Source organism: Microbacterium sp. Cr-K32 (assembly GCF_000708345.1).
GTDB lineage: Bacteria > Actinomycetota > Actinomycetes > Actinomycetales > Microbacteriaceae > Microbacterium > Microbacterium maritypicum_A.
Map to the genome: position 1 here is coordinate 225,000 of NZ_JARD01000008.1, position 24,025 is coordinate 249,024.

Annotated in this window: 18 protein-coding genes; 10 read left to right on the forward strand and 8 right to left on the reverse strand. The window is 67.7% G+C overall.

The window, feature by feature from the left end; translation table 11 throughout:
* Positions 1-2: 2 nt before the first annotated feature.
* Entirely contained in the window at positions 3-674 is a 672-nt protein-coding gene (locus tag GZ64_RS0102435) for a DedA family protein (RefSeq protein WP_029260200.1), read from the reverse strand.
* 41 nt (positions 675-715) lie between these two features.
* Here GZ64_RS0102435 and GZ64_RS0102440 point away from each other — a divergent pair, with 41 nt between their 5' ends.
* The 5 genes from GZ64_RS0102440 to holA all read left to right on the forward strand — a co-directional run bounded on the left by GZ64_RS0102440 (position 716) and on the right by holA (position 8,802).
* Positions 716-2,041: an anthranilate synthase component I family protein gene (locus GZ64_RS0102440; RefSeq protein ID WP_029264993.1), complete on the forward strand. Its 1,326-nt coding sequence runs from the start codon at positions 716-718 to the stop codon at positions 2,039-2,041.
* 34 nt (positions 2,042-2,075) lie between these two features.
* Entirely contained in the window at positions 2,076-4,652 is a 2,577-nt protein-coding gene (leuS, locus tag GZ64_RS0102445) for a leucine--tRNA ligase (RefSeq protein WP_036330993.1), read from the forward strand.
* Between the two features lie 112 nt (positions 4,653-4,764).
* On the forward strand, positions 4,765-5,379 hold the full coding sequence (locus GZ64_RS0102450; protein WP_029264995.1) for a helix-hairpin-helix domain-containing protein: 615 nt from the start codon (positions 4,765-4,767) through the stop codon (positions 5,377-5,379).
* A complete protein-coding gene (locus GZ64_RS0102455; RefSeq protein WP_036330949.1) occupies positions 5,376-7,703 on the forward strand; it encodes a ComEC/Rec2 family competence protein in 2,328 nt (775 codons plus the stop codon). The genes GZ64_RS0102450 and GZ64_RS0102455 overlap by 4 nt, the downstream gene beginning before the upstream one ends.
* A gap of 61 nt (positions 7,704-7,764) precedes the next feature.
* Positions 7,765-8,802 (forward strand): DNA polymerase III subunit delta, encoded by a 1,038-nt coding sequence (gene holA, locus GZ64_RS0102460; protein ID WP_029264997.1) that lies wholly within the window; start codon positions 7,765-7,767, stop codon positions 8,800-8,802.
* Positions 8,803-8,904: 102 nt separating this feature from the next.
* On the opposite strand, the gene rpsT is transcribed toward holA, so the two are convergent.
* Positions 8,905-9,165, reverse strand: a complete 261-nt coding sequence (gene rpsT / locus GZ64_RS0102465; protein ID WP_017830351.1) for a 30S ribosomal protein S20 — start codon at positions 9,163-9,165, stop codon at positions 8,905-8,907.
* Positions 9,166-9,387: 222 nt separating this feature from the next.
* Here rpsT and GZ64_RS0102470 point away from each other — a divergent pair, with 222 nt between their 5' ends.
* Together GZ64_RS0102470 and GZ64_RS0102475 are read left to right on the forward strand one after the other, a co-directional pair.
* Complete coding sequence (locus GZ64_RS0102470; RefSeq protein WP_036330951.1) at positions 9,388-10,767, forward strand: glycoside hydrolase family 1 protein; 1,380 nt, start codon at positions 9,388-9,390, stop codon at positions 10,765-10,767.
* Positions 10,764-12,002, forward strand: coding sequence for an MFS transporter (locus tag GZ64_RS0102475; RefSeq protein ID WP_029264999.1), 1,239 nt, complete (start codon positions 10,764-10,766; stop codon positions 12,000-12,002). Before GZ64_RS0102470 ends, GZ64_RS0102475 begins: the two co-directional genes overlap by 4 nt.
* Here the strand turns inward: GZ64_RS0102475 and GZ64_RS0102480 are convergent.
* The 5 genes from GZ64_RS0102480 to GZ64_RS0102500 all read right to left on the reverse strand — a co-directional run bounded on the left by GZ64_RS0102480 (position 11,997) and on the right by GZ64_RS0102500 (position 18,495).
* On the reverse strand, positions 11,997-12,752 hold the full coding sequence (locus tag GZ64_RS0102480) for an alpha/beta fold hydrolase (protein WP_029265000.1): 756 nt from the start codon (positions 12,750-12,752) through the stop codon (positions 11,997-11,999). The two genes, GZ64_RS0102475 and GZ64_RS0102480, sit on opposite strands and share 6 nt — an antisense overlap.
* Before the next feature lie 75 nt (positions 12,753-12,827).
* A complete protein-coding gene (locus tag GZ64_RS0102485; protein WP_029260206.1) occupies positions 12,828-14,537 on the reverse strand; it encodes an ABC transporter family substrate-binding protein in 1,710 nt (569 codons plus the stop codon).
* Positions 14,538-14,654: 117 nt separating this feature from the next.
* Positions 14,655-16,583, reverse strand: a complete 1,929-nt coding sequence (locus GZ64_RS0102490; protein ID WP_029265001.1) for an ABC transporter ATP-binding protein — start codon at positions 16,581-16,583, stop codon at positions 14,655-14,657.
* On the reverse strand, positions 16,580-17,509 hold the full coding sequence (locus GZ64_RS0102495; protein WP_029265003.1) for an ABC transporter permease: 930 nt from the start codon (positions 17,507-17,509) through the stop codon (positions 16,580-16,582). Before GZ64_RS0102495 ends, GZ64_RS0102490 begins: the two co-directional genes overlap by 4 nt.
* A 2-nt stretch (positions 17,510-17,511) precedes the next feature.
* Positions 17,512-18,495 carry an ABC transporter permease gene (locus GZ64_RS0102500; RefSeq protein WP_029260209.1) on the reverse strand — a complete coding sequence of 328 codons (984 nt, stop codon included), beginning with the start codon at positions 18,493-18,495 and terminating at the stop codon, positions 17,512-17,514.
* A 241-nt stretch (positions 18,496-18,736) separates the two neighbouring features.
* On the opposite strand from GZ64_RS0102500, the gene lepA reads away from it, so the two are divergent.
* The 3 genes from lepA (at position 18,737) to hemW (ending at position 22,546) form a co-directional block, all read left to right on the forward strand.
* A complete protein-coding gene (gene lepA / locus GZ64_RS0102505) occupies positions 18,737-20,590 on the forward strand; it encodes a translation elongation factor 4 (protein ID WP_021198562.1) in 1,854 nt (617 codons plus the stop codon).
* A gap of 85 nt (positions 20,591-20,675) precedes the next feature.
* Positions 20,676-21,329, forward strand: a complete 654-nt coding sequence (locus GZ64_RS0102510) for a DUF1990 family protein (protein ID WP_017830360.1) — start codon at positions 20,676-20,678, stop codon at positions 21,327-21,329.
* Entirely contained in the window at positions 21,329-22,546 is a 1,218-nt protein-coding gene (hemW, locus tag GZ64_RS0102515) for a radical SAM family heme chaperone HemW (RefSeq protein WP_021198563.1), read from the forward strand. The genes GZ64_RS0102510 and hemW overlap by 1 nt, the downstream gene beginning before the upstream one ends.
* 13 nt (positions 22,547-22,559) lie before the next feature.
* On the opposite strand, the gene GZ64_RS0102520 is transcribed toward hemW, so the two are convergent.
* The gene (locus GZ64_RS0102520) at positions 22,560-23,978 is read right to left on the reverse strand and encodes a carboxylesterase/lipase family protein (RefSeq protein WP_036330997.1); all 1,419 of its coding nucleotides are present in this window, start codon (positions 23,976-23,978) and stop codon (positions 22,560-22,562) included.
* Positions 23,979-24,025: the final 47 nt, after the last annotated feature.

The following is a 24,025-nucleotide window of genomic DNA, read 5'->3' on the forward strand; positions in this document are numbered from 1 at the left end:
CCTCAGTCTTTCACGTCGGCGTCGGCCTCTGCCTCCGGGGACTCCAGGTGACGGGCTTCGATGCGCTGCAGCAGCTTCTTGCCCAGGAAAGCCAGAAGCAGGAACAGGGCGATCACGCCGACGAAGATGTACCCGGCGAAGTGCACGCGATCGACCAACTCGCGGAAGCTGCCGGCGGCAAGCGACGTGACGCTCACATAGGCGGTGGCCCAGAGGACACAGGCGGGAGCCGTCCATGCCAGGAACTTGCGGTACGGGTACTCGCTCATCCCGACGGTGAGGGGAACCAGAGAATGCAGCACGGGGAGGAAGCGGGAGAGGAAGATCGCGATCCCCCCGCGGCGCTCGAGATAGTTCTCGGCACGCACCCAGTTGTGCTCGCCGATCCGCCGCCCCAACCAGGAGACGCGGATGTGCGGGCCCAGCCAGCGTCCCAGCCAGAACCCGATGCTCTCCCCGATCAGCGCCCCGATCACGACCGCGACACCCATCGCGATGCCCTCCAGGGGAGTGGCGACACCCATGGACGCGATGATCACGATCGTGTCGCCGGGAACGATGAGGCCGATCAGGATGCTCGTCTCCAGCATCACGGCGAGCCCGGCGATGAGCGTGCGGGCGACCGGATCGATCGACTGCACGGTGTCGAGGAGCCAGATCAGGAGGTCGTCCACCCCATGAGGATACGGGAGCCACCCGGTCCTAGGCTGGAAAGGTGCCCGAACAGCTGAGTGCTCGTCCGCTTCCCGACTGGGTGGAGCCGTCGTCGGTGTTCGGGATGCTGGAAGCCGGGACCGCCGATGTGTTCTGGCTCGACGCCGGGGCTGACGCGCTCACCGGATGGAGCTTCGTCGGGGCGGGGGAGCGGTCGACGCTTCCGCGCGAGGTGCGCGTCGACGTCGTCGCTGCCGACCCTGAGCTGCCGCCGTTCACAGGGGGCTGGGTGGGGTGGCTCGACTATGAGAGCGGTGCCGCCGCCGCCGGTGCACCGGTCGCGGGTCCGGAAGACGGCTCGGGCGGTTCCTGGCTGCGTGCCACCCGTGTCGTCGCCTTCGACCACGACAAGCAGCGCGTCTGGGTGCTCGGGATGGAGAGCGACGTCGAGGACTGGGCGGCAGACGTCCGGGCACTGGTGGGGGTCCCGGAATCCGCGCCCTCCTCGATGAGCGACCCCGATCACCCGCCGCGTATCGCCGTCGCCCGACACGACCCCGGCGAGTACGCCGCACTCATCGAACGCTGCCGCGATCTCATCCGTGCGGGCATCGCCTACCAGCTGTGCCTCACCACGCGCTTCACCGTGGCGGGCGCCCACGACCCTGTCGAGGTCTATCGTCGGCTCCGCACCGCCACGCCCGCCCATCACGGCGGATTCCTGCGCATCGGCGATCGCACCCTGTTGAGTGCCAGTCCCGAGCAGTTCCTCCATGCCGCGGGCGGGGTCATCCGTACCCGTCCCATCAAAGGCACCAGGCCCCGAAGCATCGATCCCGTCGAAGATGCCGCGCTCGCCGCAGAACTGGCGACGGACCGCAAGGAGCGCGCGGAGAACGTCATGATCGTCGACCTGATGCGCAACGACCTCTCGCGGGTGTGCGAGCCCGGGAGCATACGTGTGGAGGGTCTCTGGGTGGTCGAGAGCTATCCCGCCGTGCACCAGCTGGTGAGTACCGTGAGTGGGCGGGCGGCCGAGGGGACCACGGTCGAGGCCCTGCTCGAGGCGGCCTTTCCAGCCGGCAGCATGACCGGGGCTCCGAAGCTGTCGGCGATGACCCGGCTGCACGAGCTGGAGGGCGGGCCTCGCGGCGTGTACGCCGGATGCTTCGGGTACATCGGTGACGACGGAACCCTGGATCTGGCGATGGTGATCCGCAGCATCGTGATCGAAGGGGAGCAGGCTGTGGTCGGCGCCGGCGGAGGGATCACCTGGGGGTCGATCGCGACCTCAGAGGTCGCCGAGGTCGCGACCAAGGCGAGGGCACCGCTCATGGCGCTCGGTGCCGGAATGCCCGGGCCCTGGCGTTCCGATATCCTGAACTGATCCCGCTTTTTCCATCAGATTGGTCGTGCGTTCGTTGTCTGAGAACCTGTCCACCGCTCCTGCCGACGACGAGACCCCGTCGGCGCACGCCATCCAGAACAAGTGGCAGAAGTACTGGGCGGAGAACGGCACGTTCCTCACGGGTGGCGACGACGACACCCGCCCGCGTCGGTATGTGCTCGCGATGTTCCCGTACCCGTCCGGCGACCTGCACATGGGGCACGCCGAGAACTACCTCTACTCCGACATCGTGGCCCGTTTCTGGCGCCACCGCGGACACAACGTCCTGAACCCGATCGGCTGGGACTCCTTCGGGCTGCCCGCCGAGAACGCCGCGATCCGGCAGGGTGCCGACCCTCGGGACTGGACGTATCAGAACATCGCGCAGCAGAAGGTCGGCTTCGAACAGTACGGCGTCTCGTTCGACTGGAGCCGTGTCCTGCACACGTCCGACCCCGAGTACTACCACTGGAATCAGTGGCTGTTCCTGAAGCTGTACGAGCGGGGCCTGGCGTATCGCAAGAAGAGCCCGGTGAACTGGTGCCCGAACGACCAGACGGTGCTGGCGAACGAGCAGGTCGTCGACGGACGCTGCGATCGCTGTGGAGCCGAGGTCATCAAGAAGAAGCTCACGCAGTGGTACTTCCGGATCACCGACTACGCGGACCGTCTGCTCGACGATCTGAACCAGCTCGAGGGATTCTGGCCGCACAAGGTGCTGCAGATGCAGCGCAACTGGATCGGACGCTCCGTGGGCGCCGACGTCGACTTCATGATCGAGGGGCGTGAGGAGCCGGTCACGGTGTTCTCGACGCGCCCTGACACGCTGCACGGCGCGACGTTCTTCGTGGTCGCACCCGATTCCGACCTGGCGTCCGAGCTCGCTGCCGGTGCTTCCGATGACGTGCGTCAGCGCTTCCAGACGTACCTGGAGCAGGTGCAGAAGGAGACCGACATCGATCGGCAGTCCACGGACCGCCCGAAGACCGGTGTGTTCCTCGAGCGCTATGCGATCAACCCCGTGAACGGCGAGAAGCTGCCGGTGTGGGCGGCGGACTATGTGCTGGCCGACTACGGTCACGGTGCGGTCATGGCGGTTCCTGCGCACGACCAGCGCGACCTGGACTTCGCCCGTGCATTCGACCTGCCCGTCAAGGTGGTCGTCGACACGACGGCTCCCGTCACGGGCGCGATGCCGGTGATCGAGGTCGACGACGAGGGCGTGCCGATCGACACGGGCGCCGCGCTCGAGGAGCAGAGCCCCGCCACCACGGGCGTTGCACTCACCGGCGAAGGGCGCATGATCAACTCCGGTGCACTCAACGGGCTCTCCAAGCGCAACGCCATCGCGCGTGCGATCGAGCAGTTGGAAGCGACCGGCACGGGTCGTGCCGCCAAGAACTACCGTCTGCGTGACTGGCTGATCTCGCGTCAGCGCTTCTGGGGCACGCCGATCCCGATGCTGCACGCCGAAGACGGCAGCATCATCCCGGTTCCCGAGGACAAGCTCCCCGTGAAGCTGCCGAGCGTCGAAGGACTCGACCTCAAGCCCAAGGGCACCTCGCCGCTGGGCGGTGCCGAGAGCTGGGTGCGCACGACCGACCCGCAGACGGGCGACCCCGTGCTGCGCGACCCCGACACGATGGACACGTTCGTCGACAGCTCGTGGTATTTCCTGCGTTTCCTCTCGCCGAACAGCGACACGGTGGCTTTCGATCCGGCGCAGGCGGCGCGCTGGGCACCGGTGGACTCGTACATCGGTGGTGTCGAGCACGCGATCCTGCACCTGCTGTACGCGCGCTTCATCACGAAGGTCCTGTTCGACATGGGGCTGATCGACTTCACCGAGCCGTTCTCGAACCTCATCAACCAGGGCATGGTGCTGCTCGACGGGCAGAAGATGTCCAAGAGCAAGGGCAACCTGGTGCTCTTCCAGGAGGAGCTCGACGCCCACGGCGCCGACGCCCTGCGTGTGGGGCTGGCGTTCGCCGGTCCCGTGGAGGACGACAAGGACTGGGCCGACGTCTCGACGACCGGCGCCCAGAAGTTCCTGGCGCGCGCGATGCGCATCGCCGGTGAGGTGTCGAGCCCGGTCGACGTGGTGTTCGACGGCGGTGACTCCGCGCTGCGACGCGCGACGCACAAGCTGCTCGCCGAAGCGCCCGCGCTGGTCGAGCAGACGAAGTTCAACGTGCTGGTCGCGCGCCTGATGGAGCTCGTGAACGTCACCCGCAAGACGATCGACGGTGCCGCCGGCGCGGCTGACCCCGCCGTCCGCGAAGCCGCGGAGACGATCGCCGTGATGCTCGACCTCATCGCTCCGCACACGGCGGAGGAGATGTGGGAGATCCTCGGACACGAGCCTTCCGTCGGCCTGGTGACGTGGCGTTCCGCCGACCCGGCACTGCTGATCGAGGACACGATCACCGCCGTCGTGCAGGTGGGCGGCAAGGTGCGCGCCCAGCTCGAGGTCTCGGCGCGTATCGGCGAGTCGGAGCTCGAGGCTCTGGCCCGCGCCGACGAGCGCGTGATCCGGTCGATCGGCGACCGCGAGATCGTGAAGGTCGTCGTGCGTGCTCCGAAGATCGTGAGCTTCGTCGTCAAGGGCTGATCGACGTACGGGCTGATCGCCTGTCCTCCACGGAAGTCTCCTCGCACGGGGTTGTCCCCGGCAGGGGCGAATGCCGCCCGGCCGGAGGATCGACCGCGCCTAGCGTGGCCGGATGGAATCTCCGCAGGCACCCCTCCCACCTCGGCGCCGACTGCGTCTGAGCATCGGAGCGGCGGTGGTGCTGGCTCTCGTCGTGCTGTCGGCTGCCGTGGGGCTCGGGATCATGCGGGGGCAGGCCGCGCCTGTCGAATCGGTGCCGCTCGAAGACACGAGTACGGGAACAGGCGCAGGCCCCGAAGTGACCGATGACCTTTACGTGCACGTTCTCGGGGCTGTCGAGAAGCCCGGACTCTATGTGCTCGATCGTGACGCACGGCTCGTCGATGCGCTGGCGGCTGCAGGGGGAACGACCGTCGAGGCCGATCTGGCCGCGGTCAACCTCGCTCGAATGCTCGAAGACGGAGAGCAGGTCGTCGTGCCGGCAGCCGGAGCCATGGCGGGTGGGCCCGGCGAAGTCGCACCGCCACCGGACGATGACCGGATCGACCTCAACACCGCGGATCAGGCGGCGTTGGAGACGCTCCCGCGTATCGGTCCGGCACTCGCGGAGCGGATCATCTCCTGGCGGGAGGAGAACGGCCGGTTCGCCTCGGTGGATGACCTCCTGGCGGTTCCCGGCATCGGGGAGAAGCTGGTCGCAGGCCTGCGCGACGGGGTCAGGGTGTGAGGGGACGAGACCTCCGGCTCGTGCCGCTCGCGGTGGCGGTGTGGTGCGTCGCGCTGCTGTGTGTGATGTTCCCTGCGGTCGCGTGGGGGTGCGCCGCCGTGTGCGGGCTCGGGGCGGTAGGCGTGCTGGCATCGGTCGTGCACCGTCGAAACCGCCATGGAGAGTCCTGGGCACTCGGGGGCCTCGCCGTCGTCGTGCTGGCCGCGATGGCGGCTGCGGCGGTATCGGTCGGGTTCGCCGTCCCCGAGCGGGAAGCGGCGAAGGGGTGGGACGCTCGCGTGGTCGAGATCACGGCCGAGGTGACGTCCTCCGCATCGATCGGACGCGATGGGCGGCTGTGGTTCGAGGCGGTGACATCGACGCTCGGGCCGCCGGGCCGTGCGGTGGCGTCCGCCGCCCCGGTGCGCCTGGGGGTCGTCCCGGCCGAGGGCTTCGACCTCGGCGCGACGGTTCGGGTCGTGGGCGAGTCATCGGCGACGGATGCCGTGGAGCGCTCAGCGTTGGTCGTCTTCGCGAGCGACGCCGAGGTCATCTCGCCCGCGCCTGGTGTCTTCGGTGCGGCGGCGACGATCAAGAGCGTGTTCGTCGAACGGTCTCTACGCCTGCCGGAACCGGGCAACGGGCTGCTTCCCGGACTCGCGGTCGGCGACACGCGCGCCGTCACCGCCGAGCTGAACGACGACATGCGCACCAGCGGGCTCAGTCACCTCACTGCGGTCAGCGGAGCGAACTGCGCGATCGTGGTCGGCGCGATCTTCTGGCTGACGGCACTGTGCGGAGGCGGCCGCCGGTTGCGTGTCGTCCTGTCACTCGTGGGCCTGACCGGGTTCGTGGTTCTGGTGACTCCCGAGCCGAGTGTGATCCGGGCGGGGGTGATGGCGGCGGTGGGGATGCTCTCCGTGCTGTCGGGGAAGCCGAGCGCCGGGGCCGGGATGCTGTCGCTGTGCGCCACCACGATTCTGGTTGCGGACCCCTGGCTGGCGGCGACGCCGGGGTTCGCGCTGTCGGTCGTCGCCTCGGGTGCGTTGATCCTGCTCGCCCCACCTCTGGCGCGCGGCTTGGCTCGGGGGATGCCGCGCCCCGTCGCGCTCGCTGTCGCGGTCCCGCTCTCCGCGCAGCTCGCGTGCGGCCCGATCATCGCCCTGTTCGCGGAACAGCAGTCGTTGGTCGGTATCGCCGCGAACCTGATCGCGGGGCCCGCAGCCCCGGTCGCGACGGTGATCGGGCTCCTCGCCTGCCTCGCCGCTCCGTTGCCGGTGCTCGCTGACCTGCTGACGGCCTCGGCGTGGCTTCCCGCGGCGTGGATCGCGATGACCGCGACCACCACGGCCCAGCTGCCGGGCGCGCAGGTCCTGGTACCACCCGGCCTCGGCAGTGCCCTGGTGGTGGCGGTGGTGAGTGCGGCGATCGCCATCGTGCTGATGCGTGCCCCCACGCATCAGCCGGGCTCACGTGTGCAGCGGGCGGCTGCCTGGGGACGTCGCGGTGCGGCGGTGATCGTCGTCGTGGTACTGTCGCTCGCCGGTTCTCGTGCGCTTCTCGACGGCCCCCTCGCCACGGCGACGACCCCCGACGCCTGGGCCGTCGCGGCGTGCGATGTCGGGCAGGGTGACGCGGTGCTCGTGCGCTCGGCGACTCAGGTCGCTTTGATCGACACGGGGCCGGAGCCCCAGCCACTGGCCTCATGTCTGCGGTCGCTCGGCGTCGAGCGCATCGACCTTCTCGTCCTCACCCACTTCGACCTCGATCACGTCGGCGGGGCTGAGGCGGTGCGCGGTCGTGTCGACGTGGTCATGCACGGTCCGATCGCCGAGGACGCCGATCGACGTCTCCTCGATGACCTCGTCGATGGAGGCGCACGCGTCCACGCGGCGTCGGAAGGTCAGCAGGGGATGCTCGGCGAGGCGGCGTGGCGTGTGCTCTGGCCGCTGCGCCGATCCGCTGCCTTTCCCGATGGCAACGATGCGAGTGTGGTGATGGAGTTCGACGGGGGAGAGGTGCCCCGCTCGATCTACCTCGGCGACCTCTCGGCCGCGCCCCAGCGCATGCTGCAGCGCACGGCGAGGATGATGCCGTACGCCGTGGTCAAGGTGGCGCACCACGGCAGCGCCGACCAGGATCCCGGTCTGTACGAGGCGATGCGGCCCCGGGTGGCGCTGTTCAGCGTCGGAGCGGACAACGACTACGGGCACCCACGTTCCGAGACCCTCGATCTCCTGGCGGCGACCGGTGCACATGTGCTGCGCACCGACGAACGGGGGCGCATTCTGCTCGGTCTTCGCGACGGCGAACTGCAGGTCTGGACGGAGAAGCCTGCCGGATGAGCCGCTCGGATCAGCCTCGAAGGAGCGGAACCATGTCGGCGACCGCCGGTAGGCTGGATCCATGGCAGCTTCGCGAACCCCTTCCCGCGGCGGCGCGAAGCCCACCAAGATCCCGCAGGTCTCCTGGCGTGAGCCGCACCCCGCTCCGATCGTGCTCGTGTCGGGCCCGGAAGAGGTCTGCGCCGAGCGCGCGATCGCCGGCGTTCGCGACTACCTCCGTGCCGAGGACCCCGCGCTCGAAGTGAGTGACGTACGGGCCGATGATTACGCACCCGGAAAGCTGCTCTCCCTCACATCGCCGTCCTTGTTCGGGGAACCACGTCTCGTCCGCGTCTCCGGCGTGGAGAAGTGCTCCGATGCCTTCATCCAGGAAGCGGTGTCGTATCTCGACAACCCGCAGGAGGGCGCGACCGTCATCCTTCGCCACACGGGCGCCAGCGTGCGAGGCAAGAAGCTGCTCGACGCTGTCCGTGCCGGGAACGGCGGCGGTATCGAGATCGCCTGCCCTGCCATCAAGCGCGACAGCGACCGAGTCGACTTCGCCGCCGGCGAGTTCCGCGCGGCGAAGAAGCGCATCGCGCCTCCGGCTCTTCGAGCCCTGGTCTCGGCCTTCGCCGACGACCTCACCGAGCTCGCCGCGGCCTGCCAGCAGCTCATCGGAGACGTCGAGGGCGACATCTCCGAAGACATCGTCACCAAGTACTACGGAGGTCGGGTCGAGGTGTCGGCGTTCGTCGTCGCCGACACGGCCATCGCCGGACGCTACGGCGAGGCCCTCATCGCCCTCCGTCATGCTCTCTCGTCGGGCGCCGACCCGGTTCCGATGGTCGCGGCCTTCGCCATGAAGCTCCGCACCATGGCACGAGTCGCAGGCAACCGCGAGCCGAGCCGCCAGCTCGCTCAGCGTCTGGGAATGAAGGATTGGCAGGTCGACCGCGCACGCCGCGATCTCGCCGGCTGGAACGAGCGGTCACTCGGAATGGCGATCCAGGCCACTGCCAGGGCCGATGGCGAGGTCAAGGGTGCGGCACGCGACCCGATCTTCGCGCTGGAACGCATGGTCACCGTCATCGCCACTCGCCAGCCGTTCGGCGAGTGATCGAGCGAGAGTGGCCAGTCGGATTCGACTGGCGGGACGCTCCGAGGCAATGAAGAAGGCCCGCCCCGAGGAACGGGACGGGCCTTTCTCAGAAGCTTCGGCTCAGAGGGAGGCGACCTGCTTGGCGAGAGCCGACTTGCGGTTCGACGCCTGGTTCTTGTGCAGGACACCCTTGCTGACGGCCTTGTCGAGCTTGACGGCAGCCTTCTTCAGGGCGGCCTCTGCGGCGGCCTTGTCACCGGCGGAGACGGCCGTGCGAGTGGTGCGGATGACCGTCTTGAGCTCGCTCTTCACGGCCTTGTTGCGCTCGCGCGCCTTCTCGTTGGTCTTGTTGCGCTTGATCTGCGACTTGATGTTTGCCACGTGTGGACGCTTTCTGTACAGGAGTGTTCGGAATGCCGGCAGCAGAAGAGGGCTGCTGCACAGCGGTCGTGAGGGAAGAACCCACACGCAAGCCAAGAGTCGAGTCTACCAGCAGAGGGGCTGTTGACGCGAAACGACGAGGAGAATGCGAGACGCAGTCGCGCATTCGATGGTACCGGGTGCAGAATCATCACTATCTCGACACTGATGTCAAGGAGCCCCATGATCCCCGCGTTCCCTCGCCTGTCTGCGCCTGCCGGGCTCCGCTGGTCCGCCGCGACCTCAGCGTTCCAGATCGAGGGGTCGCGCCCCACCGGGATATCCGGTCGTTCCATCTGGGATGACTTCCTCGAGAGACCGGGAGCGATCGTCGACGGATCGACGGCGGATCCCGCGTGCGACAGCTACCGGCGCCCCGAGGATGATGTCTCCCTCGCGGCGGGCCTGGGTCTCGACCGCTACAGGTTCTCGATCCCGTGGGCTCGCGTGCAGCCCGACGGCCTCGGCCGCGGCGACGCGTCGGCCCTCGATCACTACTCGCGCCTGGTCGATCTCCTCCTCGATGCCGGGGTCGTCCCGTTCCCCACCCTGTTCCACTGGGAGATGCCGAGTCTCATCGAAGCAGGCGGCGGCTGGCTCGAGCGCGATACCGCGGAGCGCTTCGCCGACTATGCGGCCATCGTGGCTGATCGTCTCGGCGACCGGGTGCAGCACTGGTACACCCTGAACGAGCCCGCCATGATGACGCTTCAGGGATACGCGGTCGGCGCGCTGGCGCCCGGGAAGCAGCTCCTCTTCGGCGCGCTGCCGACCGCTCACCATCAACTGCTCGCCCATGCTCGCGCGGCAGCCGCTCTGCGGGAGCGTGGTGCCGCATCGGTCGGACTGGTCAACAACCACACTCGGGTCCTGCCGCTGGGCGACACCGCTGAAGACCACCAGGCCGCAGCGGTCTACGATCTGATCCACAACCGGATCTTCAGCGAACCCCTCCTCGCCGGAACATACCCCGACCTGGAATCACTCGGCCTGCCCCCGATGCCTGTGCAGGACGGCGACCTCGAGGCCATAGGACGCTCGATCGACTTCTACGGCATCAACTTCTACAACCCGACCACGGTGACCGCCGCCGAGCAGGAGAGCCCGATCCCGTTCGACATCGTGCCCACTCCGGGAGTCCCGGTCACCGGGTTCGGTCCGGAATGGCCGATCATGCCGAGCGCGCTGCGCGATCTCCTGATCGACCTGCACACCCGGCATCCGCAGATGCCGCCCGTGATCATCGGCGAGAACGGTGCCTCGTTCCCGGAACCCGAGCGCGCCCTCCGCGTGGATGACGCCGATCGGATCGCCTATCTGGCGGGACACATCGCCGCGGTAGGGGAGGCGATCGATGCGGGGGTGCCGGTGGAGGAGTACACGGTGTGGTCGCTGCTCGACAACTGGGAGTGGGCTGACGGCTACACTCAGCGCTTCGGACTCGTCCACGTCGACTTCGAGACGGGGGAACGGACGCCCAAGGCGTCGTACGACTGGTACCGCGGGATCATCGAGAGCGCGCGGACGGATGCGACCGCTGCCACGACGGAGGCGGCGAGATGACCGAAGCGACCGGAACGCGCCCGGTCCGCGCGGGTGCGCGCTGGATGTCGCTGTTCACGCTCGCGTGGCTGGCGATCTGGACCGTGCAGCTCACGCCGGTGCAGCTGCTCCTGCCGCTGCAGCTCGACACCCCGCAGGACGACTGGATCCGGGGCGTCGTCTCCTCGGGACTGGTTCTCGGAATCGGCGGGTTCGCCGGGATCATCGCGGGACCGGCGGCCGGCGCGCTCTCGGACCGCGCGGCTGCGGGCCGCCACCGTCGGCGTCCGTGGGCGCTGGGCGGTGTGCTGTTCACCGCGGTCTGCCTCGTCCTCACCGGCTACGCGCAAGGGCCATGGGCCGTGGGCGCCGGTTGGGTCGGGGTGTCGATCGGCGTGGCGGTGTCGTCCGCCGCCTTCACCGCGCTGATCGCCGACCAGCTGCCGACGACACAGCGCGGGGCCGCCTCCGCCGCGGTCGGGTCCAGCCAGGCTGTCGGCATCGTGGTCGGGGTCGGCCTCGTTGTCCTGCTCGGTCTCGAGCTCCGGGAAGGCTATCTCCTGCTCGCCGGGATCATCGCGGTGGTCGGTACGACGGCGGCGCTGCTGCTGCCCGATCCACCGACCACGGAGGCGATGCGGCCGAAACGGATCGGACGCCGCCACCTGGACTCACTGCGCGATCGCGACTTCGCCTGGATGCTGTCCGGGCGCCTGGTGACGAACGTCGGCAACGCGCTCGGGACCGCGCTGTTCCTGTTCTTCCTGCTGCACGGCCTCGGCCAGCCCAGCGCCATCGCCCAGGACAACCTGCTGCTGCTGATCGTCGTCTACACGGTGTTCGTCGTCATCGCCTCGGTGATCACGGGGATCGTCTCCGACCGGACAGGGAATCGCCGGACGCTCACGGTGGCGGCGACGGTCGTGCAGGCGGCCTCGGGGGTGGCGATCGCGCTGGTACCGACGTTCGAGATGACGATGGTCGCCGCCGCGCTGATGGGCCTCGGCTATGGCGCGTTCTCGACGGTGGGCCTCGCATTCGCCGCCGACCTGCTGCCGGACGAGCAGGACCATGCGAGGGACCTCGGGATCGTGAACGTCACAGCCGCGCTCGGGCAGCTCATCGGCCCGGTGCTGGGGGCGGGACTGGTCGCGCTGGTCGGCGGCTTCTGGCTCGTGTTCGTCGCGGCGGCGGTTCTCTCCCTCGTCGGCGGGCTGCTCACGGCGTTCGCGCGGCAGCCGGCCAGGGCGTCATGAACTCGAGGGGTCAGGCGCCACTCCCTGCGCGGCGTCACGCTCCACGGTCGCGATGGCGAGCTGCAGCACGGCGTTGAAGATCGGCGGCCGCATCGCGGTGACGAGGTGCGTCGTGCGTGGCACGATGATGAGCTCGGCATGCGGGGCGAGCCGTCGGAACAGTGACTCGTTGAGCCGCAGCTGGTCGTACTGCCCGTTCACGAACCAGAGCGGAATCGTGATGCGAGGGATCGCCGCGGCGATGTCGAGCGCGGCCAGACTGCGCAGCGCGGCGTCCTGGGTGTCGAGCGCGTAGCCGCCGGCGGCGAAGTCGGACCGGGTCTCCACAGGCACGGTGGCTTCGAGGATCCGGCCGGTCAGCCACATCCCGCGGTCGGGAAGGGCATCGACGGCTCGAGTGAAGAGACGGTAGGCCGCGAGCCCGGCACCGTGGGGGATCGAGGTGCAGGACGCCGCGATCAGCCCCGCGACGGGAGGTTGCTCCGCGCCCCCGACGTACGCGAGGCAGAGCAATCCGCCCATCGAATGCCCCACCAGCAGGACGGGGCCCTTCTCGGCCGCGGTGCGCACCGCCTCATCTATGGTGTGCAGCGCCTCGTGGAGGGTGAAGTCCTCCGGCATCCGCGTGCCGTGCCCCGGGAGGTCGACGGCGGTGAAGGCGTAGCCGCGCTCCTCGAGGTAGGCCGCCTGTGACCGCCACATGGTGGCGGACGTGCGGATACCGTGCACGAAGACGATCTGGACGCTCACGGGTTCAGCATAAGGAAAGCGGGGCCGGTGGATGAACCACCGACCCCGCTTCGACACCATGTGTGTCAGAGAGTGTTACTTCTCCCAGCCGACGTTCTCGACCGGGGTGATACCGAACAGGTCCAGACCGACGTAGGGCTCGGGCGTGAGGTTCGCCAGGCCTTCCTTGACGGTGTAGATCTGCGGGCCGTTGTACAGCGGGATGAGGCCCCAGCGCTTGTAGATCTCCGGCTCGAGCTTCATCGCGGCAGCGGTCTGCGCCTCGGGGTCGGTCTGCGACTCGACCTTGTCCTTGATCTCGGCGTCGAGCTCGGCATCGCCGACACCCGACAGGTTGAGACCGGAGTCCGAGCAGTACAGCTGGCAGAACCATGCCGCACCGAACGGGTCGGAGGCGGTGAAGCGGAGTCCGGAGACATCCCAGTTCTTCGACGTGTAGTCGTCGGAGAACTGGCTGGAGGGTCGCACCTCGACCTTGACGTCGATGCCGATCGCCTTCTCCTGAGCCTGCAGCGACTGCGCGAGGGCCTTCTGCGTGGCGGAGTCACTCCAGATCGGGTACACGACGGAGAGCTTGACGCCGTCCTTCTCGCGGATGCCGTCGGAGCCTTCCTTCCAGCCGGCCTCGTCGAGCAGCTTCTTGGCGCCCTCGACGTCGAACTTCCAGCCGGCCTCCTTCATGGAGTCGCTGTAGCCGGGCTGGAACGAGTACAGGGTCAGCGAGCCGGCCGGGTCCTCGGAGTAGCCGAGACCGTTCCAGGCGATCTGCTTCTGCTGATCGATGTTGACGGCCTTGAAGAACGCCTCGCGAACCTTGACGTCCTCGAACTGCGGCTTGGTCGAGTCGACCTGCAGGATCGTGTTGGCGGTCTGCTGCGCGCGGTACACCTTCGCACCGTCGACGTCCTTGACCTGGTCGATGAGCTCCTGGGAACCCGTCTCGACCATGTCGACCTCGCCGTTCTTGAAGGCGTTGACGCCGGCCTGGGCGTCCATGCCGGTCATCGTGACCTTGTCCAGCAGCGGTGCATCGCCCCACCACTCGGGGTTCGGCTTGAACGAGATGTAGTCCTTATTGGCATCGAACTCGTCCACGGTGTACGGACCTGCGCCCCACTCAGGGTGCGGGTTGTCGATCATCGCTTCGTTGAAGTTCGTCGGGTCGGCGAGAGCCGGGTGCAGGACGCCGCTGTTGAACGGCATCTGCGGCCACGCGAACTCGCCCTTGAAGGTGACGATGGCCGTCTTGGGGGTGTCACCCTGCTCCACGGACTCGATGTCCTTATAGCCGTCGGTCGCGTTGGGGTTGAAGCCCTCGTCGTAGGAGCGGTTCGCCTTCCACGTGGCGTCGATGGCGGTCCAATCCATGTCGGTGCCATCGTTCCAGTGCGCCTCATCGGTGAACGTGAACGTCAGAACGGTCTTGCCGTCCTTCACTTCGTTCTTCCACTCGGAGAGGTAGTTGTCGTTCTTGTACTGCGTGCCGTCCGGCTTCATCAGGATGATCTGCGGCGTGTACCAGGCGGCGACGCGAGCCGTGTCGGCGCTGCCGTCGCTGTTGAACGCGTTGAGCTGGTCCGGAACCTCGCGGATGGCGAAGTTGACGTCACCACCCTCCTTGAGGTTCTCGCGGGGCTGCGGGTTGTAGTTCGCCATCTCGACCTCGGCTGCTTCGCCGTTGTCGCCCTTGTCGCTACTGCCGGTGTTGCCGGTAGCGCACCCGCTGAGCGCGAGTGCGAAAGCGCCGGTGAGTGCCAGCGCTCCCATCAGCTTGTACTGCTTCATGGTGCTCCTTTCGCCTTGCGGCGTGTCATAAGGGGAGAATAGTTCGCCGGATCCTCGAATGTCCGGGCGGCGAGTGAATATCGGCTAACCGTTATCGGACGGTGATCCGTGGTCTGCTCATGAGGCCGCAGGCCGCGCTGTCACCGTGGCGGGATCGAACACGATCCGTTCACGCGTGCGCTCGATGTCGGGGTCCGGGACCGGGATCGCGGACAGCAGCGCCTTCGTGTAGGGGTGCTGCGGGTTGTCGAAGACGTCGTCGACGTCGCCGTGCTCGACGAAGTCGCCGAGGTACATCACGGCGACCCGGTCGGCGATGTGACGGACGACCGACAGGTCGTGCGCCACGAAGAGGTAGGACAGTCCGAGCTTGACCTTCAGATCGTCGAGCAGGTTGATCACACCGGCCTGGATCGACACGTCGAGCGCCGAGACCGGCTCATCGAGCACCAGGATCTTCGGGTTCGTCGACAGCGCCCTGGCGATGCCGATGCGCTGACGCTGGCCTCCGGAGAACGCCTGCGGGAAGCGATCACTGTGCGCCGGGTTGAGTCCGACGAGGTCCATCAGCTCCTTCACACGGCGGTGCGCCTCGGCCTTCGGGCTGCCGATGGCCGAGAGCGGCTCCGAGATGATGTCCGCGACCGTCATACGCGGGTCGAGGGCTCCCATCGGGTCCTGGAACACGATCTGGATGTCGCGGCGCAGTGCCCGCTCCACCTTGTGGCTGTGGATGTCGTTGACGCTTGTTCCCGCGATGACGATGTCGCCGTCGGTCTGCTTCACCATGTCCATGATCTGCAGCAGCGTCGTCGTCTTGCCGGAGCCGGATTCACCGACGATGGCCAGGGTCTCACCTTCGCGCACGTCGAAGCTGATGCCCTTGATCGCGTGCACCTCGCCGACCTTGCGCTTCAGGAAAGCCCCCTTGAGCAGAGGGAACGTCTTGGTGAGGTTCTTCACCTCGAGCGTGATCGGTCGTTCTTCGCGGGGGAGTCGAGTCAGTTCGCTCTCCGGTGCCTCGCGCACCGGGTACACCGGGAGACCACCGAGCAGGCCGCCGTCGGTGATCTCGTTCGCGCGGATGCACGCGGCACGGTGCTCTTCGCCGCCACCGGTGAGCACGGGCAGCAGCTCGGGCTCACGGGTGCGGCACGCGTCCATGACGATGGGGCAGCGGTCCGCGAACGGGCACGCGTCCGGAAGGTTGATCAGCAGCGGCGGGTTGCCCTTGATAGGGGTGAGCGGTTCCTTCTCGGCCTTGTCCACGCGAGGGATCGCGCCGAGGAGACCGATCGAGTACGGCATCCGGGTCTGGTGGAACAGCTCGCGGACGGGCGCCTGCTCGACGGGCTTGCCGGCATACATGACCATCACGTCGTCGGCCGTTCGGGCGACGACACCCATGTCGTGGGTGATCATCATGACGGCGGCACCCGTCTCGGCCTGCGCCTTCTCGATGAGGTCGAGGATCTGCGCCTGGATCGTGACGTCGAGAGCCGTGGTGGGCTCGTCGGCGATGATCAGCTTCGGATCGTTCGCCATCGCGATCGCGATCACGACGCGCTGGCGCATGCCGCCCGAGAACTCGTGCGGGAACGACTTCATCCGCTTCTCGGGCTCGGTGATGCCCACCAGCTTGAGAAGGTCGATCGAACGTGCGGTCGCCTCCTTGATGCTGAGATTGCGGTGCACCGTCAGCGCCTCGATCAGCTGGGCGCCGATCGTGTAGACCGGGGTGAGCGAGGTGAGCGGATCCTGGAAGACCATCGAGATGCCGTTGCCGCGGATGGCGGAGAGCTGCGTGTCGGTCTTGCCGAGAAGCTCCTGGCCGTCGAACACGATGGAGCCGGTGACCTTGGCGTTCTCGTCGAGCAGACCCATCACAGCGAGAGAGGTGACGGACTTTCCGGAGCCGGACTCGCCGACGATGCCGAGGGTCTTTCCCGCTTCCAGGTCGAAGGAGACGCCGCGGACGGCGTCGACACGGCCGGCCTCGGACGCGAAGCTGACCCTGAGGTCGCGGACGGACAGTACAGGGCTCATGCGCGGCCTCCTGCAGCCGAGGTGGGATCGAGAGCATCGCGCAGTCCATCGGCGATGAGCGCCATCGAGACGGTCAGCAAGGTGAGGACCAATGCGGGGAAGTAGAACAGCCATGGTGCGCTGACGATGGACGAGCTGCCCTCGCCGATCAGCGAGCCGAGCGACACGTCGGGAATCTTCACGCCGAAGCCGATGAACGACAGGCCTGTCTCGGTCGTCACAGCGGCGACGATGCCGAGGGTGAAGTTGATCACCAGCAGCGAGCCGATGTTCGGGATGAGATGACGCGTCACGATGCGCAGTCCCCGGACACCCATGTACCGAGCGGCCTGTACGTACTCGCGTTCACGCAGCGACAGGGTCATGGTCCAGATGATCCTCGCGGGGAAGAACCAGCTGACGAAGATCATCACGAACGCGATGACCCACCACACTCCGCCGGAGTCGTTCGAGACGATCGACAGCAGGAGGAAGGTGGGGACCACCATCATGAAGTGGATCACCAGGAGAGCGATGCGCTCGAACCAGCCGCCGAAGTACGCGGCCGCGGTCCCGACGAGCGCCGAGAGGATCGTCGTGCCCACCGAGACGGTGATCGCGATCATGAGGGATCGCTGCAAGCCGATGGCGGTCTGCACGTAGGTGTCGTTGCCGGCGCCGTTGGTGCCGAACCAGTGCGCAGCGGACGGCGGCTGGCTCAGGGCGAGGAAGTCCATGCTGTCGACCTGGTACTGCGAGAGGAGCGGTCCGAGCGTGGAGAAGAGGATCAGCACGAGCAGGACGACGACGCCACCCACGGCCGGTTTGTTGCGCATGAACCGGCGGGTGTAGAGCGTCCACTTGGACAACGACTTGCCCGAGGCGCGGTCGGCGGTCGGCGGCGCGGCCGGCGGCTCGACGAGGGGGTCGATCATATCGGTGGTCATAATCAGCTCACCCTCACTCGCGGGTCGAGAACGACGACGACGATGTCGGCGAGCACCGCGCCGATCGCCGTCAGCACGGCGCCGAAGGCGGCGACGGCGACGACGCCGTTGATGTCGTTGTTGTTGATGGTGTCGAGGAAGTACCGTCCCATGCCCTGCCAGGCGAAGATCCGCTCCGTCAGGATCGCGCCGGTGAAGATCGTCGGGATGGTGAAGGCGACCTGCGTCGCGACCGGGATGAGCGACGTCCGCAGGGCGTGCTTGCGCACGGCCTGCGCCTTCGTGAGACCCTTCGCGCGTGCGGTGCGCACATAGTCGGCGTTGATGTTGTCGAGCAGGAGCGAACGCTGCAGGAAGTGGTACTGGGCGTAGCCCACGATCACGAGGGCGATGGTCGGCAGCGTGAGGTGCTGCAGGGTGTCCACCAGCACCGGGAAGAAGCCGGTGACGCCCGGGCTCGAGGAGCCGGTGACGTAGAAGATGCGGACCCCGGTCCACTCGTTGAGGGCGATCGCGAGAAGAACCACGGCGAGACCCGCGACGATGATGTTCACGTTCATCGTGATGATCGAGGTCGCTTGGCCGATGCGGTCGGCGAGCTTGTACTGGCGGGAGGCGGTGTAGACACCGAGCCAGATGCCCAGCACTGCGGCGATGATCGTCGCGCCGAGGACGAGCTCCGCGCTGACCCACATGCGATACGAGACCTGCTCGTTGACGGACTGACCCGTGGGACTCACGCCCCAGTCCCAACGGAACAGGATGCTGCTGAACCAGTTCCACCACCGCTCGATCAGGGGAACGGTGTCGCTGAGGTTGCGCGGGGTGAGGACGTTGTCGATCTGCTCGGGGGAGAGCGGGGGACGCCGTCCCACGTAGTTGCTGCGCGGATCGAGGAAGCCCCACGCCAGGAAGAACGTGAGATTCGTGGCGACCACGATCATCAGCAGCCAGCCGAGTGCTCGGCGCAGGAGGTACTTGATCAAAAGGGGTCAGTCTTTCTCTTCTACAGACGCGCTCGGGATCTGCCGACGCAACGCTGAGTCAGTTGGATACACAATCGCCATCCACCGAACTCTGCGATGCGACGACCATCACGGGGTATGTGACGGAGTCTTATCGCTTGCGGGATCCGGTGTCACGGATTTTCCCTGGCAACTTCGGGAGACTATCACCGGTATGGCCGAATCGGGGATTAGCCTCCCCTGACCGTACAATCGAGTGGACATGTCCCCACGCGCTCTCACCCCTCTTCAGCCTGCTGCGACGCCGGCTGCGCAGATCCGTAATTTCTGCATCATCGCCCACATCGACCACGGCAAGTCGACGCTCGCCGATCGCATGCTCCAGATCACCGGAGTCGTCTCCGATCGCGACATGCGTGCGCAGTACCTCGACCGCATGGACATCGAGCGTGAGCGCGGCATCACCATCAAGAGCCAGGCGGTCAGGATGCCATGGGAACTCGATGGCCAGACCGTCGCGCTGAACATGATCGACACCCCCGGCCACGTCGACTTCACGTACGAGGTCTCGCGTTCGCTCGCGGCCTGCGAGGGAGCGATCCTGCTCGTCGACGCGGCACAGGGCATCGAGGCGCAGACGCTCGCGAACCTCTACCTCGCGCTCGAGAACGACCTCCACATCATCCCGGTGCTGAACAAGATCGATCTGCCGGCCGCCGACCCGGAGAAGTACGCGAAGGAGCTGGCCTCGCTCATCGGCGGCAAGCCCGAGGATGTCCTTCGCGTCTCCGGCAAGACCGGCGTCGGCGTCGAGGATCTGCTCGACCGACTGGTGCAGGAGATCCCCGCCCCGACCGGGGACGCGGATGCTCCGGCCCGCGCGATGATCTTCGACTCCGTGTACGACGCCTACCGCGGAGTGGTCACGTACGTACGCATGGTGGACGGCAGCCTCTCGCCGCGCGAGCGCATCCAGATGATGTCGACCGGCGCGAACCACGAGGCCCTCGAGGTGGGCGTGTCGAGCCCCGAGCCGACCCCGACCAAGGGACTCGGCGTCGGCGAGGTGGGCTATCTCATCACCGGTGTGAAGGACGTGCGTCAGTCGAAGGTCGGTGACACGATCACCACGTCCCGGAAGCCGGCCTCCGAGGCCCTTCCCGGTTACACCGACCCGAAGCCGATGGTCTTCTCGGGCCTGTACCCGATCGACGGCAGCGACTATGCGGAGCTGCGCGAGGCGCTCGACAAGCTGAAGCTCTCCGACGCCTCGCTCGTCTACGAGCCGGAGACCTCGGTCGCGCTCGGCTTCGGCTTCCGTTGCGGGTTCCTCGGGCTGCTGCACCTCGAGATCATCACCGAGCGTCTGGCCCGCGAGTTCAACCTCGACCTCATCACGACAGCGCCCAGCGTGATCTACGAGGTGCTCACGAGCGACACCGGCGAGACGGTCACCGTCACCAACCCCAGCGAGTACCCGGACGGGCGCATCGGCTCGGTGTCGGAGCCGATGGTCAAGGCCGCGATCCTGCTGCCGAAGGACTACGTCGGCACCGTGATGGAGCTGTGCCAGTCGCGCCGCGGAACGCTGCTCGGCATGGAGTACTTCTCGGAGGAGCGCGTCGAGCTGCGCTACAACATGCCCCTCGGCGAGATCGTGTTCGACTTCTTCGACCAGCTGAAGTCGAAGACCCAGGGCTACGCGTCGCTCGACTACGAACCGTCCGGTCAGCAGGAGGCCGACCTCGTCAAGGTCGACATCCTTCTCCAGGGCGAGAAGGTCGACGCCTTCAGCTCGATCGTGCACCGCGACAAGGCCTACGCCTACGGCACGATGATGGCAGAGCGCCTGCGCAAGCTCATCCCTCGCCAGCAGTTCGAGGTGCCGATCCAGGCGGCGATCGGTGCGCGCATCATCGCCCGCGAGACCATCCGTGCGATCCGCAAGGATGTGCTCGCCAAGTGCTACGGCGGTGACATCACCCGCAAGCGCAAGCTTCTCGAGAAGCAGAAGGAGGGCAAGAAGCGCATGAAGATGGTCGGCCGCGTCGAGGTCCCTCAGGAGGCGTTCATCGCCGCGCTCTCGGGCGACGTCGAAGGCAAGGACAAGAAGTAGTCGGACCCGATCGCGCCCGGGGGATGTGACGTCCCGCGGCGCGTGGGGGGTGTTCGCTCAGGTAACGCGAAGTAGGGTGGAAGTCATGCGGCGCGGGACTTTCCGAGACGACACGGTGGACTATGCGGCCGTGGGTGCGACCCATGCGCCCGACCTGATGCAGTACCCACCGGAGCGCAGCATCCCGGCGGAGGAATCCTGGCGCATCGGCAGTGGGGTCGAACGGTTCCAGACGGCTGGCGAAGCGCTTCTGTCGTGGACGGCGCAGCGTGCGGCCGGCCTCTCGGTCGAGGACGTGCGACCCGCGCCGGGACCTGCCTACGCCGGAGTGAGCTTCGACGCGGAAGGCAACCCGATCGCTCCGAGCAAGCGAGACGTCGAGCCGCGGTACGACGCCGAGGGGATGCCGTTCGTCGGGGCGGGGATGACCCTGCACCTTCGCGGACGCGTCGCCGGCATGCGCGCCGATTCCGAGCTGCGCGTGATCTCCGTCACCGAGGAGACCCGACGTGTCGGGTTCGTCCTGGGCACGGTCGGCGGATCGGTCGTCAGCGGCGAGGAGTCGTTCGACGTGGATTGGCGTGAAGACAACGACGAGGTGTGGTTCACCGTCCGGGCCTTCGATGCGCCCAACGGTCTTCTCTACCGCACGATTCCCGCGCTCGTGAAGCGTCGTCGTCGTGAGCTCTTCGCGCGCTACCTCCGGGCGATCTCTCCGCTCTACGCGACCCCGCTCTGATGGCGGGACCGCTTCCCCTCGGAGATCCCGCGCCAGCGGACGGGCGCCTGCCGTCCGACCTCGCGATCGACACGGCCGTTCCGTTCTCGGCATACCTGCACATTCCGTTCTGCACGGTGCGCTGCGGGTACTGCGACTTCAACACGTACACATCCACCGAGCTGCGCGGGGCGAAGCAGGAGGACTACGCGTCCACGTTGATCTCCGAGATCGCCCTCGCCCGTCGCGTGCTGGACGACGCCGGGGCACGGCGGCCGATGGACACGGTCTTCTTCGGTGGAGGTACGCCCACCCTTCTTCCCGCGGGTGACCTCGCACGCATGCTCGACGCGGCGACCGACGCGTTCGGCCTGGCCGAGGGTGCGGAGGTCACGGTGGAGGCGAACCCCGACACCGTGACACCTGAGGTGGCCCGCATCCTCGCGGATGCCGGGGTGACGAGGATGTCGGTGGGGATGCAGTCCGCCGTTCCCCACGTGCTCGCCGCGCTCGATCGCACCCATCGCCCCGAGAACGTGCGCACCGCTGTCGCCGCCGCGAAGGATGCAGGTCTCGCCGTGAGCGTCGATCTGATCTACGGCGCACCGGGGGAGTCGCTCTCCGACTGGGAGGCCTCTCTCGATGCTGCCCTCGCGCTCGAACCCGATCACATCTCCGCGTACGCGCTCATCATCGAGGACGGTACGAAGCTGGCCCGCCAGATCCGTCGCGGCGAGGTGCCGACGCCGGACGACGACCTGCAGGCCGACATGTACGAGCTCGCCGATGCGCGCCTGGCCGACGGTGGCTTCGACTGGTACGAGGTGAGCAACTGGGCGCGCACGCCTGATCGCCGGTCGCGGCACAACCTCGCGTACTGGCGGGGGAGCGACTGGTGGGGCTTCGGTCCTGGTGCGCACAGCCACGTCGCCGGCCTGCGGTGGTGGAACGTGAAGCACCCGGCCGCGTACGCGCAGCGTCTCTCGGCATCCGAGTCTCCGGCAGCCGGCACCGAGCGCCCCGACGAGGAGTCGCGCACGCTCGAGCGCATCCTGCTGCTCAGTCGTATCCGTGAGGGCATCGCCGTCGACGACGTGCCGAGTGCGAACCGGAGCAGGGTCGCCGGGCTCATGGCCGACGGGCTCGTCGACCCCGTTGCAGCGCTGCAGGGGCGCATCCAGCTGACACTGCGGGGCCGTCTTCTCGCGGATGCCGTGGTCCGCCAGCTGACCGACTGATTCCTTCTCGGAATCATCCGGGAAGCAGATCCATGCCCGCTGTCCGCCGCTGCGTCACCGTCGCGCTGTCCGCATCGAAGACACGCGTCCGGCGGTCCGGCCCATAGGCGGGCCACCCGGGGTCTCCGGCGGTCGCGAACCCGACCCAGGCGGCGTTCATCTCGGCGGCGAGCCGGCGCGGAGCATCGGGACCCGCCAGTCGCTCGGCCTCGGCATCATCGAGCCGGTCGAACACGAACCCGAGCTCGAGTGCGTGGGCCGCCCGCAGGTCTCGCACCGGACTCGGCCAGGCGAACTCGTAGACGTAGGTCGTGTCCGGGCGGGCCGCCGCCACGCGGCTGAGGGGCGCACGCAGCATCATGTCCGTGACGAGCTGCCCGAAGATCTCCCCGGTGCTCGCGTCGGGGAATGCGGATCGGTACGCGGCCACCGCGCGCCGGGGGATGCGTGACAGCAGCCGTGCGGCCTGCAGCTTCATCCCGCCGATGGCGGCCAGCGCCTCCGGCGGGAACCAGAGCCGATACTCGTCGGTGTTGCTGCCGATGAGGAGCGGGGTGTCGATCTCCCCGAGCACCTCATGCGGCGAGCGGGGAAGGCTCTCGGCGTCGATCGCGAACTGGAACCCCGGTGCCCCGCCGAGGGGTGACGATCCCGCCGATTGCGCCGTGCGTGCGTCCAGCAGCTGGTCGGGTGTCAGCGCGGCGAAGGCCTCACGGTCGGCCCGCACACCGAGTCGCTTCGCGATCTGCGCGGTCACTCTTCCTGCCTTCCGCGCGGTCTGGGCGCGAAGTGGGCCGGACTCGATGATCGCGCGGCCGATCAATTCACGGGAGGTGTCCCGCGCGAGGAGACCGGCCACGATCGCGCCACCGGCCGACTCGCCCATGGCGGTGATCTGCGCCGGGTCGCCGCCGAACGCCTGGACCTCTCGGTGCACCCACTCCAAAGCGGCGGCGGCATCGCGCAGGCCGAGATTCCGCGGGGCGCCGTCCAGCACCGAGAAGCCCTCCGAACCGAGTCGGTAGTTGATCGAGACGAAGACGAGGCCTGCCGCGGCGAACACGGTGCCGTCGTACAGCGGCAGCGCGGCGGTCCCTCGCTCGAGCGCGCCGCCGTGGATCCAGAGCAGGACGGGCGCGCCAGAGGCATCAGCGGGAGCCCACACGTTCGCGGTGAGGATGTCGTCGCCGTCGATGCGCACAGATCCCAGCAGCTCGCCGATCGCTCCGGCGTAGGGGACCTGGGGTGGTGTCGGCCCGAACTGCGTCGCCTCTCGCACGCCCTCCCAGGCCGGGACGGGTTGCGGTGCGCGGAAGCGGTTCTCCCCGAACGGAGCCTGGGCATAGGGAATGCCGAGGTAGCGGACCACCCCGGCCTCCTCGGTGCCGCGGACGAGGCCGTTCGACAGGGTGGCCTGGGGCGAGGTGGTCATGAGCGTCATCCTAGGGTCGTGCGCCCGCGGTACGGAGAATCCCGAGC